Genomic DNA, 20,870 nt, shown 5'->3' on the forward strand with positions numbered 1-20,870 from the left:
GAGCGGCCTCGGAATGACCTGATGAAATACTCGATCTTCTCGCTCGCTCGGGCTGCCCTTTCCGGCCACAAGAACTGGCAGCGCACCTGGCGCGACGCCACGCCGAAGGATCGCTACGACGTGGTGATCATCGGCGGCGGCGGCCATGGCCTGGCCACCGCCTGGTTCCTCGCCAGCGAGTACGGCATCAAGAATGTCGCCGTGCTCGAAAAGGGCTGGATCGGCTCCGGCAATGCCGGCCGCAACACCACCATCATCCGCTCCAACTACGGCCTGCCCGGCAATACCGGCTTCTACGAATTGTCGATGAAGCTGTGGGAGCGGATGGAGCAGGACCTCAACTACAACGCCATGGTCAGCCAGCGCGGCGTCATCAACCTCTACCATTCCGACGCACAGCGCGACGCCTATGCCCGGCGCGGCAACACAATGCGCATCAACGGCATCGATGCCGAGTTGCTCGACCAGGCAGCGCTCAAGAAGATGATGCCGTTCCTGAATTTCGACCATGCACGCTTTCCCGTGCAGGGTGGATTGCTGCAGCGACGCGGCGGCACCGCGCGGCATGACGCCGTGGTCTGGGGCTACGCCCATGCCGCTAGTGAACTTGGCGTCGACATCATCCAGAATTGCGAGGTCACCGGCTTCGTCAGGGATGCCAACGGCAAGGTCACCGGCGTCGAGACCTCGCGCGGCAGGATAGGCGCCGGCAAGGTCGGCATGGCGGTGGCCGGTTCTTCGTCGCGCGTCGCGGCGATGGCTGGCCTGCGGCTGCCGATCGAAAGCCATGTGCTGCAGGCCTTCGTCTCCGAGGCGATCAAGCCGCTGATCCCCAATGTCATGACCTTCGGCGCCGGCCATTTCTATGTCAGCCAGTCGGACAAGGGCGGCCTCGTCTTCGGCGGCGACATCGACGGCTACAATTCCTATGCCCAGCGCGGCAACATGCCTGTGATGGAAGACGTCTGCGAGGGCGGCATGGCGCTGATCCCGATGATCGGGCGCGTACGGCTGCTGCGCCAGTGGGGCGGCATCATGGACATGTCGATGGACGGCTCGCCGATCATCGACAAGACACCGGTGGACGGCCTCTACATCAACGCCGGCTGGTGCTATGGCGGATTCAAGGCAACGCCGGGATCGGGCTTCGTCTTCGCCCATCTTCTGGCCCGCGACGAGTCGCACAAGGAAGCCGCGCGCTTCCGCCTCGACCGGTTCCGCACCGGCGCCATGATCGACGAAAAGGGCCAGGGCGCCCAACCGAACCTTCACTGAGGACGGTCAGGAACCATGCGCATTGTCTGTCCCTTCTGCGGCGAACGCGAACTCGGCGAGTTCACTTATCTGGGTGATGCCAAGCCGGTGCGGCCTGTGGCCGGCGCGTCGGAAGACGAGGTTTTCGACTACGTCTATCTGCGCGACAACATCGCCGGCGTGATGGAGGAGAACTGGTATCATGGCGGCGGCTGCCGGGCGTGGCTGAAAGTCACCCGCAACACGCTGACGCATGAGATTTCTTCGGTTGAGCCGGCGGCTGGTGCTGGTGCGAGGCAGGTTGCGAAATGAACATTTTCTGCCACCTCGGCGCTGCCCCTCACCTGCCTGCCGGCATCCTCTCCCCGTATAGAGACGGGGAGAGGGGCGCTGTCTTCGATGATTTCGCCAATAGCCTGCATTGCAAGAAGGGCGCCAGCGTTGCGGCCGTCTCCCTTCTCCCCGTCCCTATACGGGGAGAAGGTGCCGGCAGGCGGATGAGGGGCGGCGCGACCTTTTTGCGTGAGGGCCGGGCATGGTGAGTTCCAGCCAATCCCATCGCCTCACATCGGGCGGCCTCATCGACCGTTCGGCGTCGCTGAATTTCCGCTTCGACGGCAAGACTTTTTCCGGCTACCAGGGCGATACACTCGCCTCGGCGTTGATAGCCAACGGCGTCAAGCTGGTCGGCCGCTCGTTCAAATACCACCGTCCGCGCGGCATTCTGACCGCGGGTTCCGAAGAGCCCAACGCGCTGGTCGAATTGCGCACCGGCGCAAGGCGCGAGCCGAACACCAAGGCCACGACCGCCGAGCTCTATGAAGGGCTCGAGGCCGCCAGCCAGAACCGCTGGCCGTCGCTGCGCTTCGATGTCATGTCGGTCAACCAGCTGTTCGCGCCGATCTTCGTCGCCGGCTTCTACTACAAGACCTTCATGTGGCCGGCAAAGTTCTGGGAGGTGGTCTACGAGCCGGCGATCCGCCGCGCCGCCGGCCTCGGCCGTGCCGCGGGCGTCGCCGATCCGGACCACTACGACAAAGCCTGGGCGCATTGCGACGTGGTGATCGCCGGCTCCGGTCCAACGGGCCTCGCGGCGGCGCTTGCTGCTGGGCGCACGGGTGCGCGCGTCATCCTGTGCGAAGAGGATTTCGCGCTCGGCGGACGCCTGCTCTCGGATGGCGGCACGATCGACGGACTGCCGGCGGCGGAATGGCTGTCACGAACGCTGGCTGAACTCTCGGCAATGCCCGATGTCCGCATCATGACCCGCACGACGCTGTTCGGTGTCTATGACGGCGGCACCTATGGCGCGATCGAACGGGTCAACGACCACCTGCCCACACCGCCCGAGCATCAGGTGCGCCAGCGGCTGTGGCGGATCGTGGCCAAGCGCTGTGTGGTCGCGGCCGGAGCTATCGAACGACCGATCGTCTTTGCCGGCAACGACACGCCAGGCGTGATGATGGCCTCGGCGATGCGCAGCTATGTCGCGCGCTTCGCGGCCACGCCTGCAAAGCGGGTCGCGTTGTTCACCAACAATGAGGACGGCTGGCGCACGGTCGAGACCGCCCTCGGCGCGGGATTGCAAATCGCGGCGGTGATCGACGCACGGCACGACATATCGCCGGCCCATCGTTCGCTGGCATCCAAGACTGGATTCCCGGTGCTGCACGGCTCCGTCAGCGGTGTCGACGGCGGCAAGGACGGCGTCCGCAAAATCGCTGTCGCACTCACCGGCGGTGCGCGCGCCGAGGTCGAGGCCGACGGTCTCGCCGTTTCCGGTGGCTGGAACCCCGCTGTCGGGTTGACCTCCTATCATCGAGGCCGGCCGAAATGGCGTGAGGACATCGCCGCCTTCGTGCCCGACGGCGCTCCTCCCGGCATGCTCGCCGCTGGCGCCGCCAACGGTTCCTTCGGCCTTGGCGCCTGCCTGCGCGAAGGGTTTGCGGCAGGCACTGCGGCGGCCCACGATGCGGGGCGTAGCGGCAGTTCCGGCTCGATGCCGGTCGCCGACGACGAAGCTTTTTCGCTGACCCCGCTCTGGCATGTCGCCGGCAAGGGCAAGGCCTTCGTCGACCAGCAGCATGACGTCACCGCCTCCGACATCGAACTCGCGCAGCGCGAAGGTTTTGAATCCGTCGAGCACCTGAAGCGCTACACCACGCTCGGCATGGCGACCGACCAGGGCAAGACGTCGAATGTCGCCGGCCTCGCCATCATGGCAGCGGTAAGCGGCCGCTCCATTCCCGAAACCGGCACGACGATCTATCGGCCGCCTTACGTGCCGATCGCCATCGGCGCCTTTGCCGGCCATCACCGCGACGAGACTTTCCACGCGACGCGGCTGACGCCGTCGCATCACTGGGCGGCCGAACAGGGCGCGGTCTTCGTCGACACCGGCCTGTGGAAGCGCGCGCAATGGTATCCGCGTGCCGGCGAGAAGGACTGGCTGGAATCGGTGACCCGCGAGGTCAAGGCGGTGCGCTCAGGCGTCGGCTTCTGCGATGTCTCGACGCTCGGCAAGATCGACGTGCATGGCACGGATGCCGGCGCCTTCCTCGACCGCGTCTACATCAACACCTTCTCCAACCTTGCCGTCGGCAAGGCACGCTACGGACTGATGCTGCGCGAGGATGGTCTGGTCTATGACGACGGCACGACGTCGCGTCTGGCCGAGGATCACTATTTCCTGACCACGACAACGGCCAAGGCCGGGCTGGTGATGCAGCATCTCGAATTCTGCCGGCAGGTGCTGTTTCCGGAACTCGACGTGCAACTGACCTCGGTCTCCGATCAGTGGGCGCAATTCTCCATCGCCGGCCCCAAGACCCGCGACCTGCTGAGAGAGATCGTCGATCCCGCCGAGGATCTCTCCAACGAGGGCTTCCCCTTCATGGGCGCGCGCGAAGTGGCGTTGCGCGGCGGCATCAAGGCGCGGCTGTTCCGCATCTCCTTCTCCGGCGAGATGGCGTTCGAGATTTCCGTGCCGGCGCGCTACGGCGAAGCCATGGCGCGCAATCTGATGATCGTCGGAAAACAGTTTGACGTAACCCCGTACGGCACCGAGGCGCTCGGCGTGATGCGGATCGAAAAGGGCCATGTGGCCGGGCCGGAATTGAGTGGCACCACCACCGCGGCCGATCTCGGCCTCGGCAAGATGATGTCGAGCAAGAAGGACTTCATCGGCCGCGTCATGGCCGGCCGCGAGGCGCTGGTCGCGCCGGACCGGCAGGTCGTGGTCGGCGTCAAGCCGACCGACAAGGCGAGCCGGCTGCGCTCTGGCGCACACATCATCCCGAAGGGGCAGAGGTCCGGGCCTGATAATGACCAGGGCTATGTCACGTCGGTCTGCTTCTCGCCGACATCAGACCAGTGGATCGGACTGGCACTCGTCGAGCGTGGCCGCGAGCGCATCGGCGAGATCGTGCACGCGCATGATCCGCTGCGCGGCGAGGATTATGATGTCGAACTCTGCAATCCCGCCTTCTACGATCCGGATGGAGGGCGCCAGCGTGGCTGAGTTTTCCTGGGAAGTCCACAGCCCGCTCGAACGCGCGCTCGTTGCTGGGCCATACGGCACCCACGGCGATGCCGGTGTGTCGCTGACCGAGATCCGGAATTTCGACCTCGTCCAGGTGATGGCGCGGCGCGGCAAGGCGGCCGAAATGGCGACAGCCGCCAAGGGCCATTTCGGCGTCGCTGCTCCGGAAACGCCCAAGGCGGTGCAGTCGACGGATGCCGCGCTGATCTGGTCGGGACCGGACCAGTTCTTCGTCCTGTCGAAGGGCGGCAAACATGCGATGGACGCGCTGGCGCCGGCGTTTTCCGGCCCCGCCTCATTGTCGGACCAGTCGCACGCGCGGGTGCTGATCAGCATCTCTGGTGCCAAGGCGCGCATGATACTCGCCAAGCTGTCGTCAATCGATCTGCACGCCGAGGCGTTCCCGATCGGTGCGGCCGCCGCGACCTCGATGGATCACACCAGCGTCACGCTGTGGCGCGGTAATGAAAGGACTGATGGCCAGGCGGTGTTCAACATCCTGGTGTTCGCGACATTTGCCGAGAGCCTGTGGCACACGATGCTGGACTCGGGTGCCGAGTATGGAATCGAGATTGGGCATTCCGAGGAATTTTAGCTCGACAATTGTAGATATTGGCGCCGCTGTAGATCTTGGCGCCGCCCCTCATTGCCCTGCCGGGCATTTCTCCCCCGCGGAGAAAGAAGCTGACCCCACGCCGGCGCCGTTTTTTGCAACGTTGGAGATGGGCGAAACCGCCAATGAAAGCGTCCTTCGCCCCGTTTACGGGGAGAAGATGGCGGCAGCCAGATGAGGGGCAGCGCCGACGCCCGGGAATAGAGCTGGCCGGCGAAATTCGACCTGACCTGCCGCTCCTAAAAAGCCACCTCCGCCTTGCCAAACCCAACCGCCCTGCTATTCTCCCTGCTAAAATAATTTCACGCACAGGCAAACTTGCTTCTCGAACCGCAAGGCTGAAATGAGCCAGTCGCCTTACCCTGCCGTCGCAGCCGGACCGCCCAGGCCGAGCCTCATCCTGCGGCCCGGCCAAATCGCGCTGCCGCCGGGCATGGAGCGTTATACGATCCAGGGCAATGGCGCGGTGCTGATCGACGTCGAGGCCGGCGATACGATCACGGTGCGCAATGTCGAAGGCGGCCAGGCTTGCGAGCTACTGGCGTGGGATCAGAGCGGCGTCACCGACCCCGGAATTTTCACCGAGAAGTCGAACAGCAACGCCGCCGGCATCAAGGCGTTGCTGGCGGAAGGCGACGACAGTCTTGCCTCCGTGCGCCGTGGGCTTGAGCGCCGGCAAGTGCAACTCAATCAACCCGAGGCGGTGCGCGTCTTCGGCGGCTCGACGCCTGCCGGCACGGAACAGGCATTTGCCGTCGCCCGCGACGGCGCGATGCTGATCGCCGCGCCCGGCGGGCCGATGCTGGTCGATGGCCATGACACGGCGACGCCGCTTACGGTCATCGTGCGGCGCGCCACGGTCCGCCTGAAAGCAAAATCCCAGCTTGCCGACCCACTCGCCGATCCGGTGCTCGACCTGCGCGTCCACTCGGCAACAGCCGAATCCTATTTCGTGAAGGCCGGCGATTATCTGCAGATCATCGATGTCGACGGTCGCCAATGCACAGACTTTCAATGCTTCTCGGCGCGCAAGCTGGACAACGGTCTCGACCATCCGCTCGATGTGACGACGACACGCACCCTGATGGGCTCCAGCTATCCGATGCCTGGCCTGCATTCGAAATACTACGACCAGGACATGGAGCCGCTGGTCGAGGTTGTCCAGGACACATGCGGCCGGCACGATGCGTTCGCCCTCGCCTGCGCGGCCAAGTATTACGATGACATCGGCTATCCCGGCCACACCAACTGCTCGGAGAATTTCAACCGCGCGCTCTCCGACAAGGGCGTCGATCCCCGCGCCGGCTGGATGGCGATCAACTTCTTCTTCAACACGGCCATCGATGCACATGGCATCATGGTTTCCGACGAGCCGTGGTCCCGCGCCGGCGATTATGTGCTGCTGCGCGCGCTGACCGACATCGTTTGCGTGTCCTCGGCCTGCCCCGACGACACGACGCCGGCCAATGGCTGGGATCTGACTGACATCCATGTGCGGACCTATTCCGGCCAGCACAAATTCTCGCGAGCGATCGCCAGACGCATGACGCCCGATTCGGAACCGAAAATGACCCGCGAGACAGCCTTTCATTCGAGCTTTGCCAAGCACACCCGCGACTTTGTCGAGTACCGGGGCTACTGGTTGGCCAATTCCTTCGCCAAGGAGGGACCGATCGCCGAATACTGGGCCTGCCGTCAGGACGCGGTGATCATGGACCTGTCGCCGCTGCGCAAGTTCGAGGTCACCGGTCCGGATTCCGAAGCGCTGTTGCAATACACGCTGACCCGAGACGTCAAGAAGCTTGGCGTCGGCCAAGTCGTCTACTCCGCCATGTGCTACGAGCATGGCGGCATGATCGACGACGGCACGCTGCTCAGGCTCGGCAAGGACAATTTCCGCTGGGTCGGCGGCGACGATCTGTCCGGCGAATGGCTGCGCGACACGGCGAAAAAGCTCGGGCTCAACGTGCTGGTGCGCTCCTCCACCGACCAGATGCACAATGTCGCAGTACAGGGTCCGAAGAGCCGCGACATTCTCAAGCAGGTGATATGGACGTCGCCGCTGCAGCCGTCGATCGAAGAGTTGGAGTGGTTCCGCTTCGCGGTGGCACGTATCGGCGGCGGCAATGGCATTCCGGTCGTCGTATCGCGCACCGGCTATACCGGCGAACTCGGCTACGAGATCTGGTGCCATCCGCGCGACGCCGAAAAAGTGTTCGATGCGATCTGGGAAGCTGGCCAGCCGCACGGACTGAAGCCGATGGGGTTGCAGGCGCTGGACATGGTGCGTATCGAGGCCGGGCTCATCTTTGCCGGTTACGAATTCTCCGACCAGACCGACCCGTTCGAGGCCGGCATCGGCTTCACCGTGCCGTTGAAGACCAAGACCGACGACTTCATCGGCCGCGAGGCGCTGATCCGCCGCAAGGAGAACCCACAAAACAAACTGGTGGGGCTCGACATCGACAGCAATGTCGCTGTCGGCCACGGCGATTGCGTCCATGTCGGCCGAGCTCAGATCGGCGTTGTAACCTCGGGCATGCGCTCGCCGGTGCTGAACAAGAACATCGCGTTGGCGAGGCTGGACGTCACACACGCGGCCGTCGGCACGGAGGTCGAAATCGGCAAGCTCGACGGCCATGCCAAGCGGCTACCCGCGCGGGTGGTCGCCTTCGCCCATTACGATCCGCAGAAGACCAAACCACGCTCCTGAGCGCTGCGCTCCGACACATGGATTTGGCTTGCCGGTGATGCCCGCAAGCCGCATTGCGGGCTGCGCTCGCAAGCGTGATGTGCACGACGTGACAAATCGCTTGACGTGAAAGCGCGCCGGGTCAATCTTCACTCTTAAGAAAAAAATACGACTGAGTGGAAACACCGGGATCGTACCGATCATTGGCCGGGGAGCAAGCTTCGCAAAGCCGAAGCATCGCCGGCGGGGAACATCAAAAAGGGGAATTCACCGACATGAGCACGATAAGCACTGCCCTGGAGCAGCCTGCCGAAAGCAAGCTGCTCAGGCATATCGACTGGCGCGGCGCCTTCTGGGTGGCGAGCGGCGTTCCGGCGCTGGTCCTATTCTCGATCGGCGGCATTGCCGGCACGACGGGAAAGCTTGCCTTCCTGATCTGGACGGTGTCCATGATCATGGGTTTCCTCCAGTCCTTCACCTATGCCGAGATCGCTGGCCTGTTCCCCAACAAGTCGGGCGGCGCCTCGATCTACGGCGCGACGGCCTGGCTGCGCTACTCCAAGTTCATCGCGCCGCTCTCGGTGTGGTGCAACTGGTTCGCCTGGTCGCCGGTGCTGTCGCTCGGCTGCTCGATCGCCGCCGCCTATATCCTCAACGCGCTGGCGCCGGTGCCGATCTTCACCGAGACATCGGCGGAAGTCGTGGCCTATATCGCCGCGCACGCCGGAACCGCTCCGGCCGACGCCATCACGGCGGTCACCGCAGCCGCAACGCCGGCGATCCGCAACTGGACGCTTTTCAGCCACACGCTGGGTCCGGTTTCCTTCACCTTCAACGCCACCTTCTTCATCGGCGCCGTGCTGATGCTGATCATCTTCTCGATCCAGCATCGCGGTATTCTCGGCACGGCCAGCGTGCAGAAGTATATCGGGCTGCTCGTCATCGTCCCGATGCTGATCGTCGGCGTCGTGCCGATCTTCACGGGACAGATCGACTGGGCGAATTTCTCGCCGCTGGTTCCGCTCGCGGCCGCCTACGCGCCCGAGCCCGGCTACTGGAACATCGCCGGCTGGACGCTGGCACTTGGCGGTATGTTCATCGCCGCATGGTCGACCTACGGTTTCGAGACCGCCGTCTGCTATACTTCGGAGTTCAAGAACCCCGGCACCGACACCTTCAAGGCCATCTTCTATTCCGGCCTGCTCTGCATGCTTTTGTTCATCCTGGTGCCCTTCACCTTCCAGGGCGTGCTCGGCCTGAACGGCATGCTGGCGACGCCGATCGTCGACGGCTCCGGCGTGGCGGATGCGCTGGCCGGCATGGTCGGCGGCGGCCAGCTTATCCATAGCCTGCTGGTGATGCTGATGATCCTGGCGCTGGTGCTGTGCATCATGACGGCGATGGCCGGATCTTCGCGCACGCTCTACCAGGGCTCGGTCGACGGTTGGCTGCCGCGCTACCTCAGCCATGTCAACGAGCACGGCGCGCCGACCCGCGCCATGTGGACCGACCTCTGCTTCAACCTGATCGTGCTGGCCATCGCCTCGGCCGACGCGACGAGTTTCTTCTTCATCCTCGCCGTGTCGAATTGCGGCTACATCATCTTCAACTTCCTCAACCTCAACGCCGGCTGGATCCATCGCATCGACAACGGCCATATCGCGCGCCCCTGGAAGGCGCCGACCTGGCTTCTGGGGATCGGGGCGATCTTCGCCTACGTCAACGCGATCTTCATGGGCGCGGGTGCCAAGGTCTGGAATCCCCTGGCGCTATGGGCCGGGCTGATCACCGCCGCGCTGATCATCCCGGTGTTCTGCTTCCGCCATTACATCCAGGACAAAGGCAAGTTCCCCGATCACATGCTGGCGGACCTCGGCATGGCGGGAGCCGACCTCTCGGTCAAAAAGGCGGGCATGCTGCCCTATCTGACCCTGGTCGCCGGCGTGGCGGTGATGCTCATCGCCAATTGGGTGTTCGTCATCTGACCAACGCAATAGGCCGGGCGCCTGTCGGTGTCCGGCCCACATCTTCCATCGATCCAATCCATCCCTGCGAAAGCCGGGATGGATGGAAGCGAACGTGCCAGCCGGACCGCACGGCCCGGCCGGTGCGATTTATTCGGCGGCCAGTGCCAGTCGCGGCCTTTCGGCAGGCAACTCGGAGTCGGACGCCTGTTCATCGGTCTTGGCCTTCTTCGGCTCGCGGCCGAAGAACAGCGCGTAGCCGGCTGGCAGCACCAGGATGGTGAGCACGGTGGCGACGAGAATGCCGCCCATCATGGCGTAGGCCAGCGGCCCCCAGAACACGGCGCGCGAGATCGGGATCAGCGCCAGCACCGCCGTCATCGCCGTCAGCACGATCGGCCGGAAGCGGCGAACCGCCGAGCCGATGATGGCCTCGGAACGGTCCATGCCGGTAGCGATGTCCTGATCGATTTGGTCGACCAGGATGATCGAGTTGCGCATGATGATGCCGAGCAGCGCGATGACGCCGAGGATGGCGACGAAGCCGAACGGCGCGCCGCTGATCAACAGCGCGGCGGCAGCGCCGATGATGCCGAGCGGACCGGTCGCCAGCACCAGCATCGCCTTGCCGAAATTCTGCAGCTGGATCATCAGGAGAACAACGATGATGGCCAGCATGACCGGTGCCTTGGCGGCGATGGAAGCCTGGCTTTCGGCCGAATCCTCGGCGCCGCCCTGAATCTCGATCTTGTAACCAGGCGCCAGCCCGTCGCGCAGGCCCTGCATGTCCTTGTACATCTTGGCCACGACATCGTTGGACTGCACGCCGTCGGGCAGCGTGGCACGCACGCTGATGGTCGGCAGGCGGTCGCGGCGCCACTCGATGCCTTGCTCCAGCACCGGCACGACCTTGGCCACCTGCGACAGCGGTACGAAGCCGCCGAAATCGGTCGGGATATAGACCGAATCGACAGAGGAAAGGAGACTGCGGCTGGCATCCGGTTCGCGGGCGACGATCGAGACCGTTTCCTCGCCGTCGCGGAAGTCGTCGAGCGGCGCGCCGGACATCGTTGCCTGCAGCATCTGGCGGATGCGCTGCGAGGTGACGCCGAGCGCACGGGCACGATCCTGGTCGATGACCAGCTTCATCGCCGGAACGGGTTCGAGCCAATCGTCATGGACCGCGCCAAGCAGCGGATCCTCGCGGAACTTCGCCTTCACCTGGTCGGCGATGCGGCGCACCTCCTGGCGATCCGGACCCATGACGCGCATCTGCATCGGCCATCCGGTCGGCGGTCCGAGGAACAGGCGGTCGACCTTGGCGCGGATCGACGGGAAATCCTCCGCGAGCACGCGGCGCAGCTTGATGACCAGCCGCTCGCGCGCCGGTTCGTCATTGGCCATCACCAGCATCTGGGCAAAGTTGGGATTGCGCAGCTGCTGATCGAGCGGCAGGAAGAAGCGCGGCGCGCCCTCGCCGATATAGGTCGCGATGAAGCGCTTGTCCTTGTCATCCATCATCTTGGTTTCGAGCGCCTTGGCTTGCGCCTCGACCTCCTTGATCGAGGTGCCTTCCGGCAGCCAGAGATCGACGAGAATCTCCGGCCGCGAAGATTGCGGGAAGAAATTCTGCGGGATGAACTGGAACGCCCACAGACTGGTGCCGAAAGTCACCAGCGTCATGACCAGCACGATGATGCGATGGCGCACGGCCCAACCGACCGTAGCGCGCAGCCGGCGATAGAAGCGCGTGTCGAAGACATCATGATGGCTGCCGGCATGCTTGCGCTGCTTCAGGATCATGTTGCCCAGCCATGGCGTGAAATAGATCGCGACGAACCATGACACAATCAGCGCGATGCCGACGACATAGAACAGGGTACGCACATACTCACCTGCGGTCGAGGCGGCGAAGCCGACGGGGATGAAGCCGGCGGTGGTGATCAGCGTACCGGTCAGCATCGGGAAGGCGGTCGAGGTATAGGCGAAGCTCGCCGCCTCGATCTTGACCAGCCCCTCCTCCAGCTTGCGTTCCATCATCTCGACGACGATCATGGCGTCGTCGACGAGCAGGCCGAGCGCGATGATCAGCGCGCCCAGAGAAATGCGCTGCAGGTCGATGCCAAGCTCGTACATGATGGCGAAGGTGGCGGCCAGAACCAGCGGAATGGCAATGGCGATGACCAGACCGGAGCGCCAGCCGATCGACAGGAACGAGACGACGAGCACGATCAGCAGCGCTTCGCCGAGCGCGTGCATGAACTCGCTGACGGCATCCCTGACGACCTCGGGCTGATCGGAAATCTGGTCGACAGAGACGCCATAAGGCAGCGCCGCCTCGAAGCTCTTGTAGGTCGCCTCGACATCCTTGCCGATATCGGTGACCTTGAAGCCCTTCGCCATCACCACGCCAAGCTGCACGCTGTCGTGGCCGTTGAAGCGGTATTTGCGCTGGAAGGGATCTTCGAGCCCTGACGTCACAGTGGCGATATCGCCGAGCCGGGTGACCTGACCACCGGCGCGCAGGCGCAATTCCCTGATGTCGGCGGCCTTGGTGACGTCGCCTTCGACGGAGATGCGTACCGAATTGACGCCGGTGTCCACGGAGCCGGCCGGATCGACATTGTTCTGGCCCTTGATCGCGTTCTGGAGGTCAGTCAGCGTCAGGCCGCGTTCGGCGAGCGCCTTGGATGAGACGTCGATATAGAGTTTTTCCGGCTGATCGCCGATGATCACCGCCTTCTCGACGCCGGGCGTCGTCAGAAGCATGTCGCGCGCCTGGATGGCGAATTTCTTGAGCTCGGGATAGGAGAAGCCGTCGCCGCTGATCGAATGCAGCGTGATGAAGGTGTCGCCGAACTCGTCGTTGAAATAGGGGCCGAGCAGGCCCTGCGGCAGGTCGCCTGCAATGTCGCCGATCTTTTTGCGCACCTGGTAGAAGGCGTCCGTCACCTCGGCGGCATTGGTGTCGCCCTTGATCTGCACCGTGATGATGGCGCTGCCGGCGCGGGTGAAGGAGCGCACGAAGTCGAGATGCGGGGTCTCCTGCAGCTTGCGCTCGATCTTGTTGACGACCTGGTCCTCCATCTCGTGGATCGATGAGCCCGGCCAGATCGCCTGCACGACCATGACCCGGAAGGTGAAGTCGGGGTCCTCCTTCTGGCCCATGCGCATCAGGCCGAGCGCGCCGGCGATGATGATAAGGCCGAACAGGAACCGCGCGATGGAGGGATGGCCGATGGCCCAGCGCGAAAGGTTGAATGGCCGCTTTTCTTCAGTGGAGGTCGTCATCGGTGCTGATCCACTTTGCTTGTTTGCCGGCGCCTGATGCTTCGACGAAGCGCGGCGCGCGAAACGAAATCATCTGCGTTCGATACTGGCTTCCGGGCGGCGCGACTCTTCGAGCGGAGAGACACTCATCGCGGTGGGACGCGAGGATCGATGCGGGGGGTACATCGGCCTTGACGTCTCGACCTTCGGGGCGTGCGCCGCCCGGAAACCTGCGGCCGCGGGAACGCGCGGCCGATCTGTCTGCCGTCAGCGCAGCCGGCTGGCGTCATCACTCTCGGCGGAGGCGGATTGCTGCGCCATGGCGCCGGCGAGCTTCACCTTCAGATTCTCGGTCATGAACTGCGTGCCGGCGGCGACCACGATATCGCCAGGCTTCAACCCTTCGGCGACACGCACGCCGCCGGCGGCGAACTCGGCGACCTTGACCGGACGGGCATGGACGGTGTCGGCGCCACGGTCGACGGTCCAGACGATCGACTGGCTCTCCTTCTGCGCCAGCGCGCTCAGCGGGATCGACACGAGCTGCTTCTCGTTGGCCGCCGACGCCTCGATATTGGCGGTCATGCCGAGCAGCACGCGCGGGTCGTTAGGCAGGCTGACGCGGACGGCAAAGGTGCGCGACTGCGGATCGGCGCTGCCGGCAACCTCGCGGACCTTGCCGTCGAGCGCCAGTGCACTGTCGGACCAGAAGCCGGCCCTGACGATCTTGCCCGGCTTGAACTCGGCGATTTCCATTTCCGGCACCGCGATCAGCACTTCCTTTTCGCCGTCGACCGCGACCGTGACCACCGGCGTGCCGGAGCCGACCACCTGGCCGACATCTGCGTTGACCGCAGTGACGATGCCGTCCCTGTCGGCCTTGAGATCGGTATAGCCGACCTGGTTCCTGGCCTGGTCAAGCGACGAGCGGGCGGAGTCGCGCGTGGCGACGGCCTGGTCATAGGTCAGCGTCGCCTGTTCAAGCTGCGATTTCGGGGCAAAATTCTTGGCAAAGAGCTGTTCGGCCCGCTTGCGCGCAAGCTCGACGGTCTCGACCTGCCGCTCGGCGGCATCGAGGGCGGCTTGCGCACTCTTGACCGAAAGGTCGTAATCGGAGGGATCGATGCGGGCGAGCACGTCGCCGGGCGCCACACGCTGCCCAATGTCGACAAGGCGCTCCGTGATCTTGCCGTTGACGCGGAAAGCCAGGGCGCTTTCGGTGCGAGCCCGCACCGACCCCGAATAAGACAACGTGCGGATGTCATGCGCCTGGGCGATCTCGACGACCTTGACCGGGCGGATGATATCCTTGACTTCGGTTTTCTCCTGGCTGCAGCCGGCAAGCCCGAGCGCCGCGACAATCAAGCCGGCGACCGGCAATTTGCGGAGGATGGAATTGGACAAAGACACCTTGGCACTCCCGAACTGGAGATGAACTGTCGACCGGCGCCCGGCGGGCGGCGGCTATTTCTTCAGGGCCTTGATCGCGTAATCGATAAGGTCGTCCGGCATCGCGCGGTTGGTCTTGGCGAGGCACTGCGCCACCATCTGCGGATGGCACAGGATGACGGTGGCGGCCCCGAAGCAGCGTGACGCGATCACCGGATCCTGCTCGGCGAACTCACCGGCCTCGATGCCCTCGCGGATCACTTCCGCGAAAAGGTCGTGGATGCTGTCAATATGCTTGTCGATGACGCCCCAATCGCGTTCGAGGGCGACGATGACCATCTCATGGACCTTATGGTCGTCGAGCATCACCTCCATCGTCATCTTGTACTGCGCGTGCACGTAGCGCCGCAGCCGCTCCTCGGCGCTGATCGGCAGGCGTGAAATCTCGTACGCCATCTTGTAGCTGGCACCGAGCATGCGGCCGCAGACGGCCTGGTGGATCTCGACCTTGGAGGCAAAGAAACGATAGATGTTGGCGGGCGACATGCCGAGCTCGCGGGCGATGTCGGCAACATTGGTCTTGCCATAGCCGTAGTGGCGGAACAGGCGCTCGGCGCAATCGAGAATACGGGTGACATTCTCCTGTCTGGCGGCATCGGCCACGATGTTGGCAGCTTCGGACATCTTCGCTTTCGATTTATTAGTGACGAATTTCAATTTTCGTCAGTCGTAAATCGAAAGACGACCCATGTCAACGCGAAATCGGCGTACGCGTATAATTGATGACAGATGGTGACAGAGGGCGGGTGCGACAACCGGCGCTCGCGATTGGCGATCAGCCCCATGAATTCGTCATCCTAGGGCGAAGTAAGGAGCGTAGCGACGCAGCGCAGACCCTAGGATCCATTCCGTGACGTCAGTCAAAGAATGAGGCGGATCAATATGTTACATCAAAAGGCGAACTGTTGCCCGCAGCAGTCATTCACGACCGTTGGAGCACGGCCGCCAGGTCGCGGCATGGATCCTAGGGTTTCCGCGACGTCGCTAGCAAAAATGACGGTGCGCTCACGCCACCTTCGCCATTTCCCGCAGCCGGAATTTCTGGATCTTGCCGGTCGAGGTCTTGGGAATTTCGGCGAAAATAACCGCTTTCGGCACTTTGAAGCGGGCGAGCAGCGTGCGGCAATGCTCGATGATCTCGGCCTCGGTCGCGGTCTTGCCGGGCTTCAGTTCGATATAGGCCACGGGCACCTCGCCCCATTTGTCGTCAGGGCGCGCCACCACGCCGCAGGAGGCAACCGATGGATGTTTGTAGAGCGCATCCTCGACCTCGATCGAGGAGATGTTCTCGCCACCCGAGATGATGATGTCCTTGGAGCGGTCCTTGAGCTGGATGTAGCCGTCGGGATGCATGACGCCGAGATCGCCGGAATGAAACCAGCCGCCGGCGAAGGCTTCGTCGCTCGCCTTGCGGTTTTTCAGATAGCCCTTCATGACGATGTTGCCGCGAAACATGACCTCGCCGATGGTTTCACCGTCGGCCGGCGTCGTCCTCATTGTCTCGGGGTCCATCACGGTCAGCCCCTCGAGTGCTGCGTAGCGCACGCCCTGTCTCGCCTTCTTGCCCGCCCTCGCCCCCTTGTCGAGCGCGTCCCAGTCACTGTGCCATTCATTGACCACGGCCGGGCCATAGGTCTCGGTCAGGCCGTAAAGATGCGTGACGGCGAATCCTGCATCGGCCATGCCGGACAACACGGCTTCCGGCGGCGGTGCGGCGGCCGTGTTGAAGGTCACCGTCTGTGGGAACTCGCGCTTGTCCTCATCCCTGGCATTGATCAGCACCGACATCACGATCGGCGCGCCGCACAAATGGGTGACGCCATGGTCGGCAATGGCGTCGTAGATCGGCTTCGGCCGCACCCAGCGCAGGCAGACATGCGTGCCGGCCTGGACGGCGAGCGTCCAGGGGAAGCACCAGCCGTTGCAATGGAACATCGGCAGCGTCCACAGATAGACGGCGTGCTTGGCCATGCCGGCATGGATGGTGTTGGTGTAGGCCATCAGCGCCGCACCGCGATGGTGGTAGACGACGCCCTTCGGATTGCCTGTCGTGCCCGAAGTATAGTTGAGCGAGATGGCGTCCCATTCGTCGTCGGGCATCGACCAGGCGAAATCCTCGTCGCCACCGGCGACAAACGCCTCATAGTCCAAAGCGCCGATCCGCTCGCCTTTCGGGTAGGGCGCATCAGCGGCGTAGTCGGGATCGTCGTAGTCGATGACCAGCGGCTTGACCCTGGCCAGGTCGAGCGCTTGCCGGACGACGCCGGAGAATTCGCGATCGACGATGAGCAGCTTGGTCTCGGCGTGGTCGAGCTGGAAGGCGATGACCGCGGCATCGAGGCGGGTGTTGAGCGAGTGCAGCACCGCTCTGGTCATCGGCACGCCGAAATGCGCTTCCAGCATTGGCGGCGTATTGGACAGCATGACGCTGACCGTGTCGCCGTTGCCGATGCCATGCTTTTGCAGCGTCGAGGCAAGCTTTAGCGAGCGGCGCCAGAAATCGCGATAGGTGATGCGCTGCTTGCCATGGATGATGGCGATGTGATCAGGATAGGTCTTTGCCGCCCGCTCGAGATAGGTGAGCGGGGTCAGCGGCTGATGGTTGGCCGCATTCCGGTCGAGATCCTGTTCGTAGGGATTTCCCATCCCGTTCCTCCCCAAAGTCCCTTTTTCAAGCTTTCTAACCTCAGGCCTCTCGTCAGGCTATCCCCCCGGATGATCGAAAATGCCAAGCTATACCAGCTTTGTAGAACGGCGATCCGATTAAGCGTCTGCCGAGAGGCGATGATGCCCGCACATCCTAATTTGACTTTTGTCGAGAGCCGTGACTAATGTCAGACAAGGAGACGGCATGGCGATCCGACCGGCAGAACAGCTCATCCACAAGGCCGCCTGGCTGTACTATGCGCACGGCCTACGCCAGGACCAGGTGGCGAGCCAGCTTAACATTTCCCGCGCCTCGGTGGCGATGTATCTGCGCAAGGCACGCGAGACCGGCATCGTCAACATCTCGACCTCGACCCAGCTTTTCACCGACGACGTGATGGCGCGCAGGCTCGAGGACGCGCTGGGCCTCGACGCGGTCTGGATCGCGCCGGAAAACAGCCATGTCCCGGACCCCTCCACCGACATCGCCGTGCTGGCGGCGAGCGTGTTCCTCGAACTGGTCAAGAAGGGCGACCGCATCGGTGTCGCCTGGGGCCGCACGATCTACACGATCGCCGACATCATGTCCTATGCCGACCTGCAGGATGTGACGGTGGTGCAGCTCTGCGGCAATCTCGGCGCACCCTATTCCTACCGGCCGGACCAGTGCACGATGGAGATCGCGCGCCGGCTCAACGCCAAGGGCCTCAATTTCTACGCACCGCTGGTGCTGTCGACGGAAGAGCTGGCGCGGGCGCTGCGGGCCGAGCCGGTGATCCGCGAGCAGCTGTCCGATATCAGCGACTGCGATCTGGCGCTCTACTCGGTCGGCGCGGTCGATGCCGACAGCCACCTGGTCAAATGCGGCGCGCTGACATCGGGCGAAATGGCGGAGTTGCGCAGCCGGGGTGCCGCCGGTGTCATTGCCGGGCAGATCATCGATGCCGAGGGCAAGGTGCTCGACTGCAGCTATAACCGCCGGGTTATCTCCGCCGAGCTTGCATCGCTGCGCGCCATCGCCAGGCGTCTGATGGTGGTGCAGGAGGACAGCAAGTTCGAACCGCTGCTGGCGGCGATCGCCGGCGGACTTTGCACGCATCTGGTGGTCGGCGCGCATATGGCGCAGCGGCTGCTCGATCATGCCGGAGCGGCGCCCAAAAAAGCACCCTGAAGAAAAGGCACATTTGCCGCCGGCACACTGTCATCAAGGCGTCGCGGCATTCCTGTTTCACCATCCAAAGACAGCAACTGGACGAAGCGAACATGAAGAACCTGTGGAACGACGACGCGGCCGAGAAACTTGTCGCCGACTATGCGAAGAAGGGCGTCGGCCGCGACCTCGCCTTGCGCGTCTACACGACGCGGCTGCTCGGCGGCGTGCCACAGCTGGTCCTGCATGGCGGCGGCAACACCTCCTGCAAGATCAAGGCGACCGACCTCGTCGGCGATGAATGGGACGTGCTGTGTGTCAAGGGCAGCGGCTGGGACATGGCGGTCATCGAGCCGCAAGGCCTGCCGGCGGTCAAGATGGGCGCCCTGCTCAAGGCGCGCGCGCTGGACAGGCTCTCCGACGAGGACATGGTGGCCCTGCAGCGGGCAAACCTCATTGACCCCTCCTCGCCCAACCCGTCGGTGGAGACGCTGCTGCATGCCTTCCTGCCGCACAAATTCGTCGACCACACCCATTCGACCGCCATCCTGGCCATTGTTGACCAGGAAGACAGCAAGCCCTTGGTGAAGACGGTGTTCGGGGAGAAGATGGGCTACGTGCCCTATATCATGCCGGGCTTCGACCTCGCCAAGGCGGCGGCAGACGTGTTTGACGCCGACCCCGATGTCGAGGGCCTGATCCTCGACAAGCATGGCATCTTCACCTTCGGCGACGACGCCAAACAGGCCTACGACCGGATGATCCACTACGTGAACGTCGCCGAGGATTATGTCGCCAAGCACGCCAAGCCGAAGGCCGCGAAGGCAGCGCTGCCGGCAAGGCTCGCGACGCCGGGCTCGATCGCGCCGATGCTGCGCGGCGCTGTCGCGGTGGCGCGCGGCGAAGGCCGCTTCGACCGCATGATCAGCGATTTCCGCACTTCGGACGCGATCGTCGATTTCATCAACTCATCCAAGATCGCCGATTATGCCGGACGCGGTGTTTCGACCCCGGATCTGTCGATCCGCATCAAGACCGGGCCGATGGCGGTGCCGGCGCCCGACGCTGAAAAGATCAGCGACTACAAGGGCGTGATCAAGAACCATGTCGACGCCTTCGCCAAGGACTATCGCGCCTACTTCGAGACAAACGACGCGCTCGACGACGTCAAGCGGACCATGCTCGACCCCATGCCGCGCCTGACGCTGGTGCCGGGCCTCGGCATGTTCGGCCATGGCCGCACGTTGAAGGATGCAAGGATCGCTTCCGACGTCGGCGAGATGTGGATCGAGGCGGTGCGTGGCGCCGAAGCGGTCGGGCATTTCCATCCCCTCTCCAAGGCCGACCTTTTCCCGCTCGAATACTGGTCGCTCGAACAGGCCAAGCTTGCTTCCAACAAGCCAAAGCCGCTGACCGGCCAGGTGGTGCTGATCACCGGCGGTGCCGGCGCGATCGGCGCAGCGACAGCCAAACTGTTCGCCGACAATGGCGCTCATGCCGTGGTCGTCGATCTCGATGCCGAAAAGGCCGCCGATGCAGCCAAGAAAGCCGGCAACAATTCGATCGGTGTCGGCGCCGACATAACCGACCCGGCACAGGTGCGTGCCGCCTTCGACAAGGCGGTTGCCGTCTTCGGCGGCGTCGACATACTGGTGTCCAATGCCGGCGCCGCCTGGGAAGGCCGCATCGGCGAACTCGACGATGCGCTGCTGCGCAAGAGTTTCGAGCTCAACTTCTTCGCCCATCAGTCGGTGGCGCAGAACGCCGTGCGCATCATGCTGGAACAGGGTACGGGCGGAGCGCTTTTGTTCAACACCTCCAAGCAGGCGGTCAATCCAGGCCCGAAGTTCGGCGCCTATGGCGTGCCGAAGGCGGCGACGCTCTTCTTGTCCAGGCAGTATGCGCTCGATTACGGCGCTTACGGCATCCGTTCCAACGCGGTGAATGCCGACCGCATCCGCTCCGGCCTTTTGACCGACGCCATGATCGCCAGCCGCTCGGGCGCGCGCGGCGTGTCGGAGAAGGAATACATGTCCGGCAACCTGCTCGGGCAGGAAGTGACGGCGCAGGACGTGGCGCAGGCCTTCCTGCATCATGTGCTGGCCGAACGCACGACCGCCGACGTGACGACCGTCGACGGCGGCAACATCGCGGCGGCGCTGCGGTAAACACCTCCAATTGACAATAAAAAAGGGCGGCTCACGGGCCGCCCTTCAGACTGCTGACGAACCCCGTCGATTTTCGGCGGGGTTTTGTTTTGCGCGTTGATTGAGCTTTGTAAATTGGTGTCA

Annotated in this window: 12 protein-coding genes; 8 read left to right on the forward strand and 4 right to left on the reverse strand. The window is 63.7% G+C overall.

From position 1 onward, the window contains the following. Positions 1–21 precede the first annotated feature (21 nt). The 6 genes from FJ938_RS21470 to FJ938_RS21500 all read left to right on the forward strand — a co-directional run bounded on the left by FJ938_RS21470 (position 22) and on the right by FJ938_RS21500 (position 10,085). Positions 22–1,275, forward strand: coding sequence for a sarcosine oxidase subunit beta family protein (locus FJ938_RS21470; RefSeq protein ID WP_140697162.1), 1,254 nt, complete (start codon positions 22–24; stop codon positions 1,273–1,275). Between the two features lie 15 nt (positions 1,276–1,290). Further along, positions 1,291–1,566 (forward strand): sarcosine oxidase subunit delta, encoded by a 276-nt coding sequence (locus tag FJ938_RS21475; RefSeq protein ID WP_140697165.1) that lies wholly within the window; start codon positions 1,291–1,293, stop codon positions 1,564–1,566. A 226-nt stretch (positions 1,567–1,792) separates the two neighbouring features. After that, positions 1,793–4,774, forward strand: a complete 2,982-nt coding sequence (locus FJ938_RS21485) for a sarcosine oxidase subunit alpha (protein ID WP_140697184.1) — start codon at positions 1,793–1,795, stop codon at positions 4,772–4,774. Continuing rightward, complete coding sequence (locus FJ938_RS21490) at positions 4,767–5,390, forward strand: sarcosine oxidase subunit gamma (RefSeq protein ID WP_140697170.1); 624 nt, start codon at positions 4,767–4,769, stop codon at positions 5,388–5,390. The genes FJ938_RS21485 and FJ938_RS21490 overlap by 8 nt, the downstream gene beginning before the upstream one ends. Before the next feature lie 361 nt (positions 5,391–5,751). Further along, positions 5,752–8,121, forward strand: a complete 2,370-nt coding sequence (locus FJ938_RS21495) for an aminomethyltransferase family protein (RefSeq protein WP_140697173.1) — start codon at positions 5,752–5,754, stop codon at positions 8,119–8,121. 254 nt (positions 8,122–8,375) lie between these two features. Then, the gene (locus tag FJ938_RS21500; RefSeq protein WP_140607338.1) at positions 8,376–10,085 is read left to right on the forward strand and encodes an APC family permease; all 1,710 of its coding nucleotides are present in this window, start codon (positions 8,376–8,378) and stop codon (positions 10,083–10,085) included. 129 nt (positions 10,086–10,214) lie between these two features. Here the strand turns inward: FJ938_RS21500 and FJ938_RS21505 are convergent, their stop codons facing one another. The 4 genes from FJ938_RS21505 to FJ938_RS21520 all read right to left on the reverse strand — a co-directional run bounded on the left by FJ938_RS21505 (position 10,215) and on the right by FJ938_RS21520 (position 17,429). Continuing rightward, positions 10,215–13,355 carry an efflux RND transporter permease subunit gene (locus FJ938_RS21505; protein WP_140697176.1) on the reverse strand — a complete coding sequence of 1,047 codons (3,141 nt, stop codon included), beginning with the start codon at positions 13,353–13,355 and terminating at the stop codon, positions 10,215–10,217. A gap of 246 nt (positions 13,356–13,601) precedes the next feature. Then, the gene (locus FJ938_RS21510) at positions 13,602–14,744 is read right to left on the reverse strand and encodes an efflux RND transporter periplasmic adaptor subunit (protein ID WP_140697179.1); all 1,143 of its coding nucleotides are present in this window, start codon (positions 14,742–14,744) and stop codon (positions 13,602–13,604) included. A 54-nt stretch (positions 14,745–14,798) separates the two neighbouring features. Further along, positions 14,799–15,407: a TetR family transcriptional regulator gene (locus FJ938_RS21515; protein WP_140607341.1), complete on the reverse strand. Its 609-nt coding sequence runs from the start codon at positions 15,405–15,407 to the stop codon at positions 14,799–14,801. A 381-nt stretch (positions 15,408–15,788) separates the two neighbouring features. Further along, entirely contained in the window at positions 15,789–17,429 is a 1,641-nt protein-coding gene (locus tag FJ938_RS21520; RefSeq protein ID WP_140607342.1) for an acyl-CoA synthetase, read from the reverse strand. Positions 17,430–17,634: 205 nt separating this feature from the next. Here FJ938_RS21520 and FJ938_RS21525 point away from each other — a divergent pair, with 205 nt between their 5' ends. Both FJ938_RS21525 and FJ938_RS21530 read left to right on the forward strand, forming a co-directional pair. Continuing rightward, positions 17,635–18,600 (forward strand): sugar-binding transcriptional regulator, encoded by a 966-nt coding sequence (locus tag FJ938_RS21525; RefSeq protein WP_140607343.1) that lies wholly within the window; start codon positions 17,635–17,637, stop codon positions 18,598–18,600. Between the two features lie 92 nt (positions 18,601–18,692). After that, entirely contained in the window at positions 18,693–20,747 is a 2,055-nt protein-coding gene (locus FJ938_RS21530) for a bifunctional aldolase/short-chain dehydrogenase (protein ID WP_140607344.1), read from the forward strand. Positions 20,748–20,870 lie beyond the last annotated feature (123 nt).

Origin of the sequence: Mesorhizobium sp. B2-4-14 (assembly GCF_006442155.1) — a bacterium.
Lineage (GTDB): Bacteria > Pseudomonadota > Alphaproteobacteria > Rhizobiales > Rhizobiaceae > Mesorhizobium.

What these genes read in the sequence shown, in the direction of transcription:
- FJ938_RS21500 (WP_140607338.1), top strand. Translation starts at nt 8,376, where the DNA reads ATGAGCACGATAAGCACTGCCCTGGAGCAGCCTGCCGAAAGCAAGCTG.
- FJ938_RS21495 (WP_140697173.1), top strand. Translation starts at nt 5,752, where the DNA reads ATGAGCCAGTCGCCTTACCCTGCCGTCGCAGCCGGACCGCCCAGGCCG.
- FJ938_RS21475 (WP_140697165.1), top strand. Translation starts at nt 1,291, where the DNA reads ATGCGCATTGTCTGTCCCTTCTGCGGCGAACGCGAACTCGGCGAGTTC.
- FJ938_RS21515 (WP_140607341.1), bottom strand. Translation starts at nt 15,407, where the DNA reads ATGTCCGAAGCTGCCAACATCGTGGCCGATGCCGCCAGACAGGAGAAT.
- FJ938_RS21525 (WP_140607343.1), top strand. Translation starts at nt 17,635, where the DNA reads ATGGCGATCCGACCGGCAGAACAGCTCATCCACAAGGCCGCCTGGCTG.
- FJ938_RS21505 (WP_140697176.1), bottom strand. Translation starts at nt 13,355, where the DNA reads ATGACGACCTCCACTGAAGAAAAGCGGCCATTCAACCTTTCGCGCTGG.
- FJ938_RS21470 (WP_140697162.1), top strand. Translation starts at nt 22, where the DNA reads ATGAAATACTCGATCTTCTCGCTCGCTCGGGCTGCCCTTTCCGGCCAC.
- FJ938_RS21520 (WP_140607342.1), bottom strand. Translation starts at nt 17,429, where the DNA reads ATGGGAAATCCCTACGAACAGGATCTCGACCGGAATGCGGCCAACCAT.
- FJ938_RS21530 (WP_140607344.1), top strand. Translation starts at nt 18,693, where the DNA reads ATGAAGAACCTGTGGAACGACGACGCGGCCGAGAAACTTGTCGCCGAC.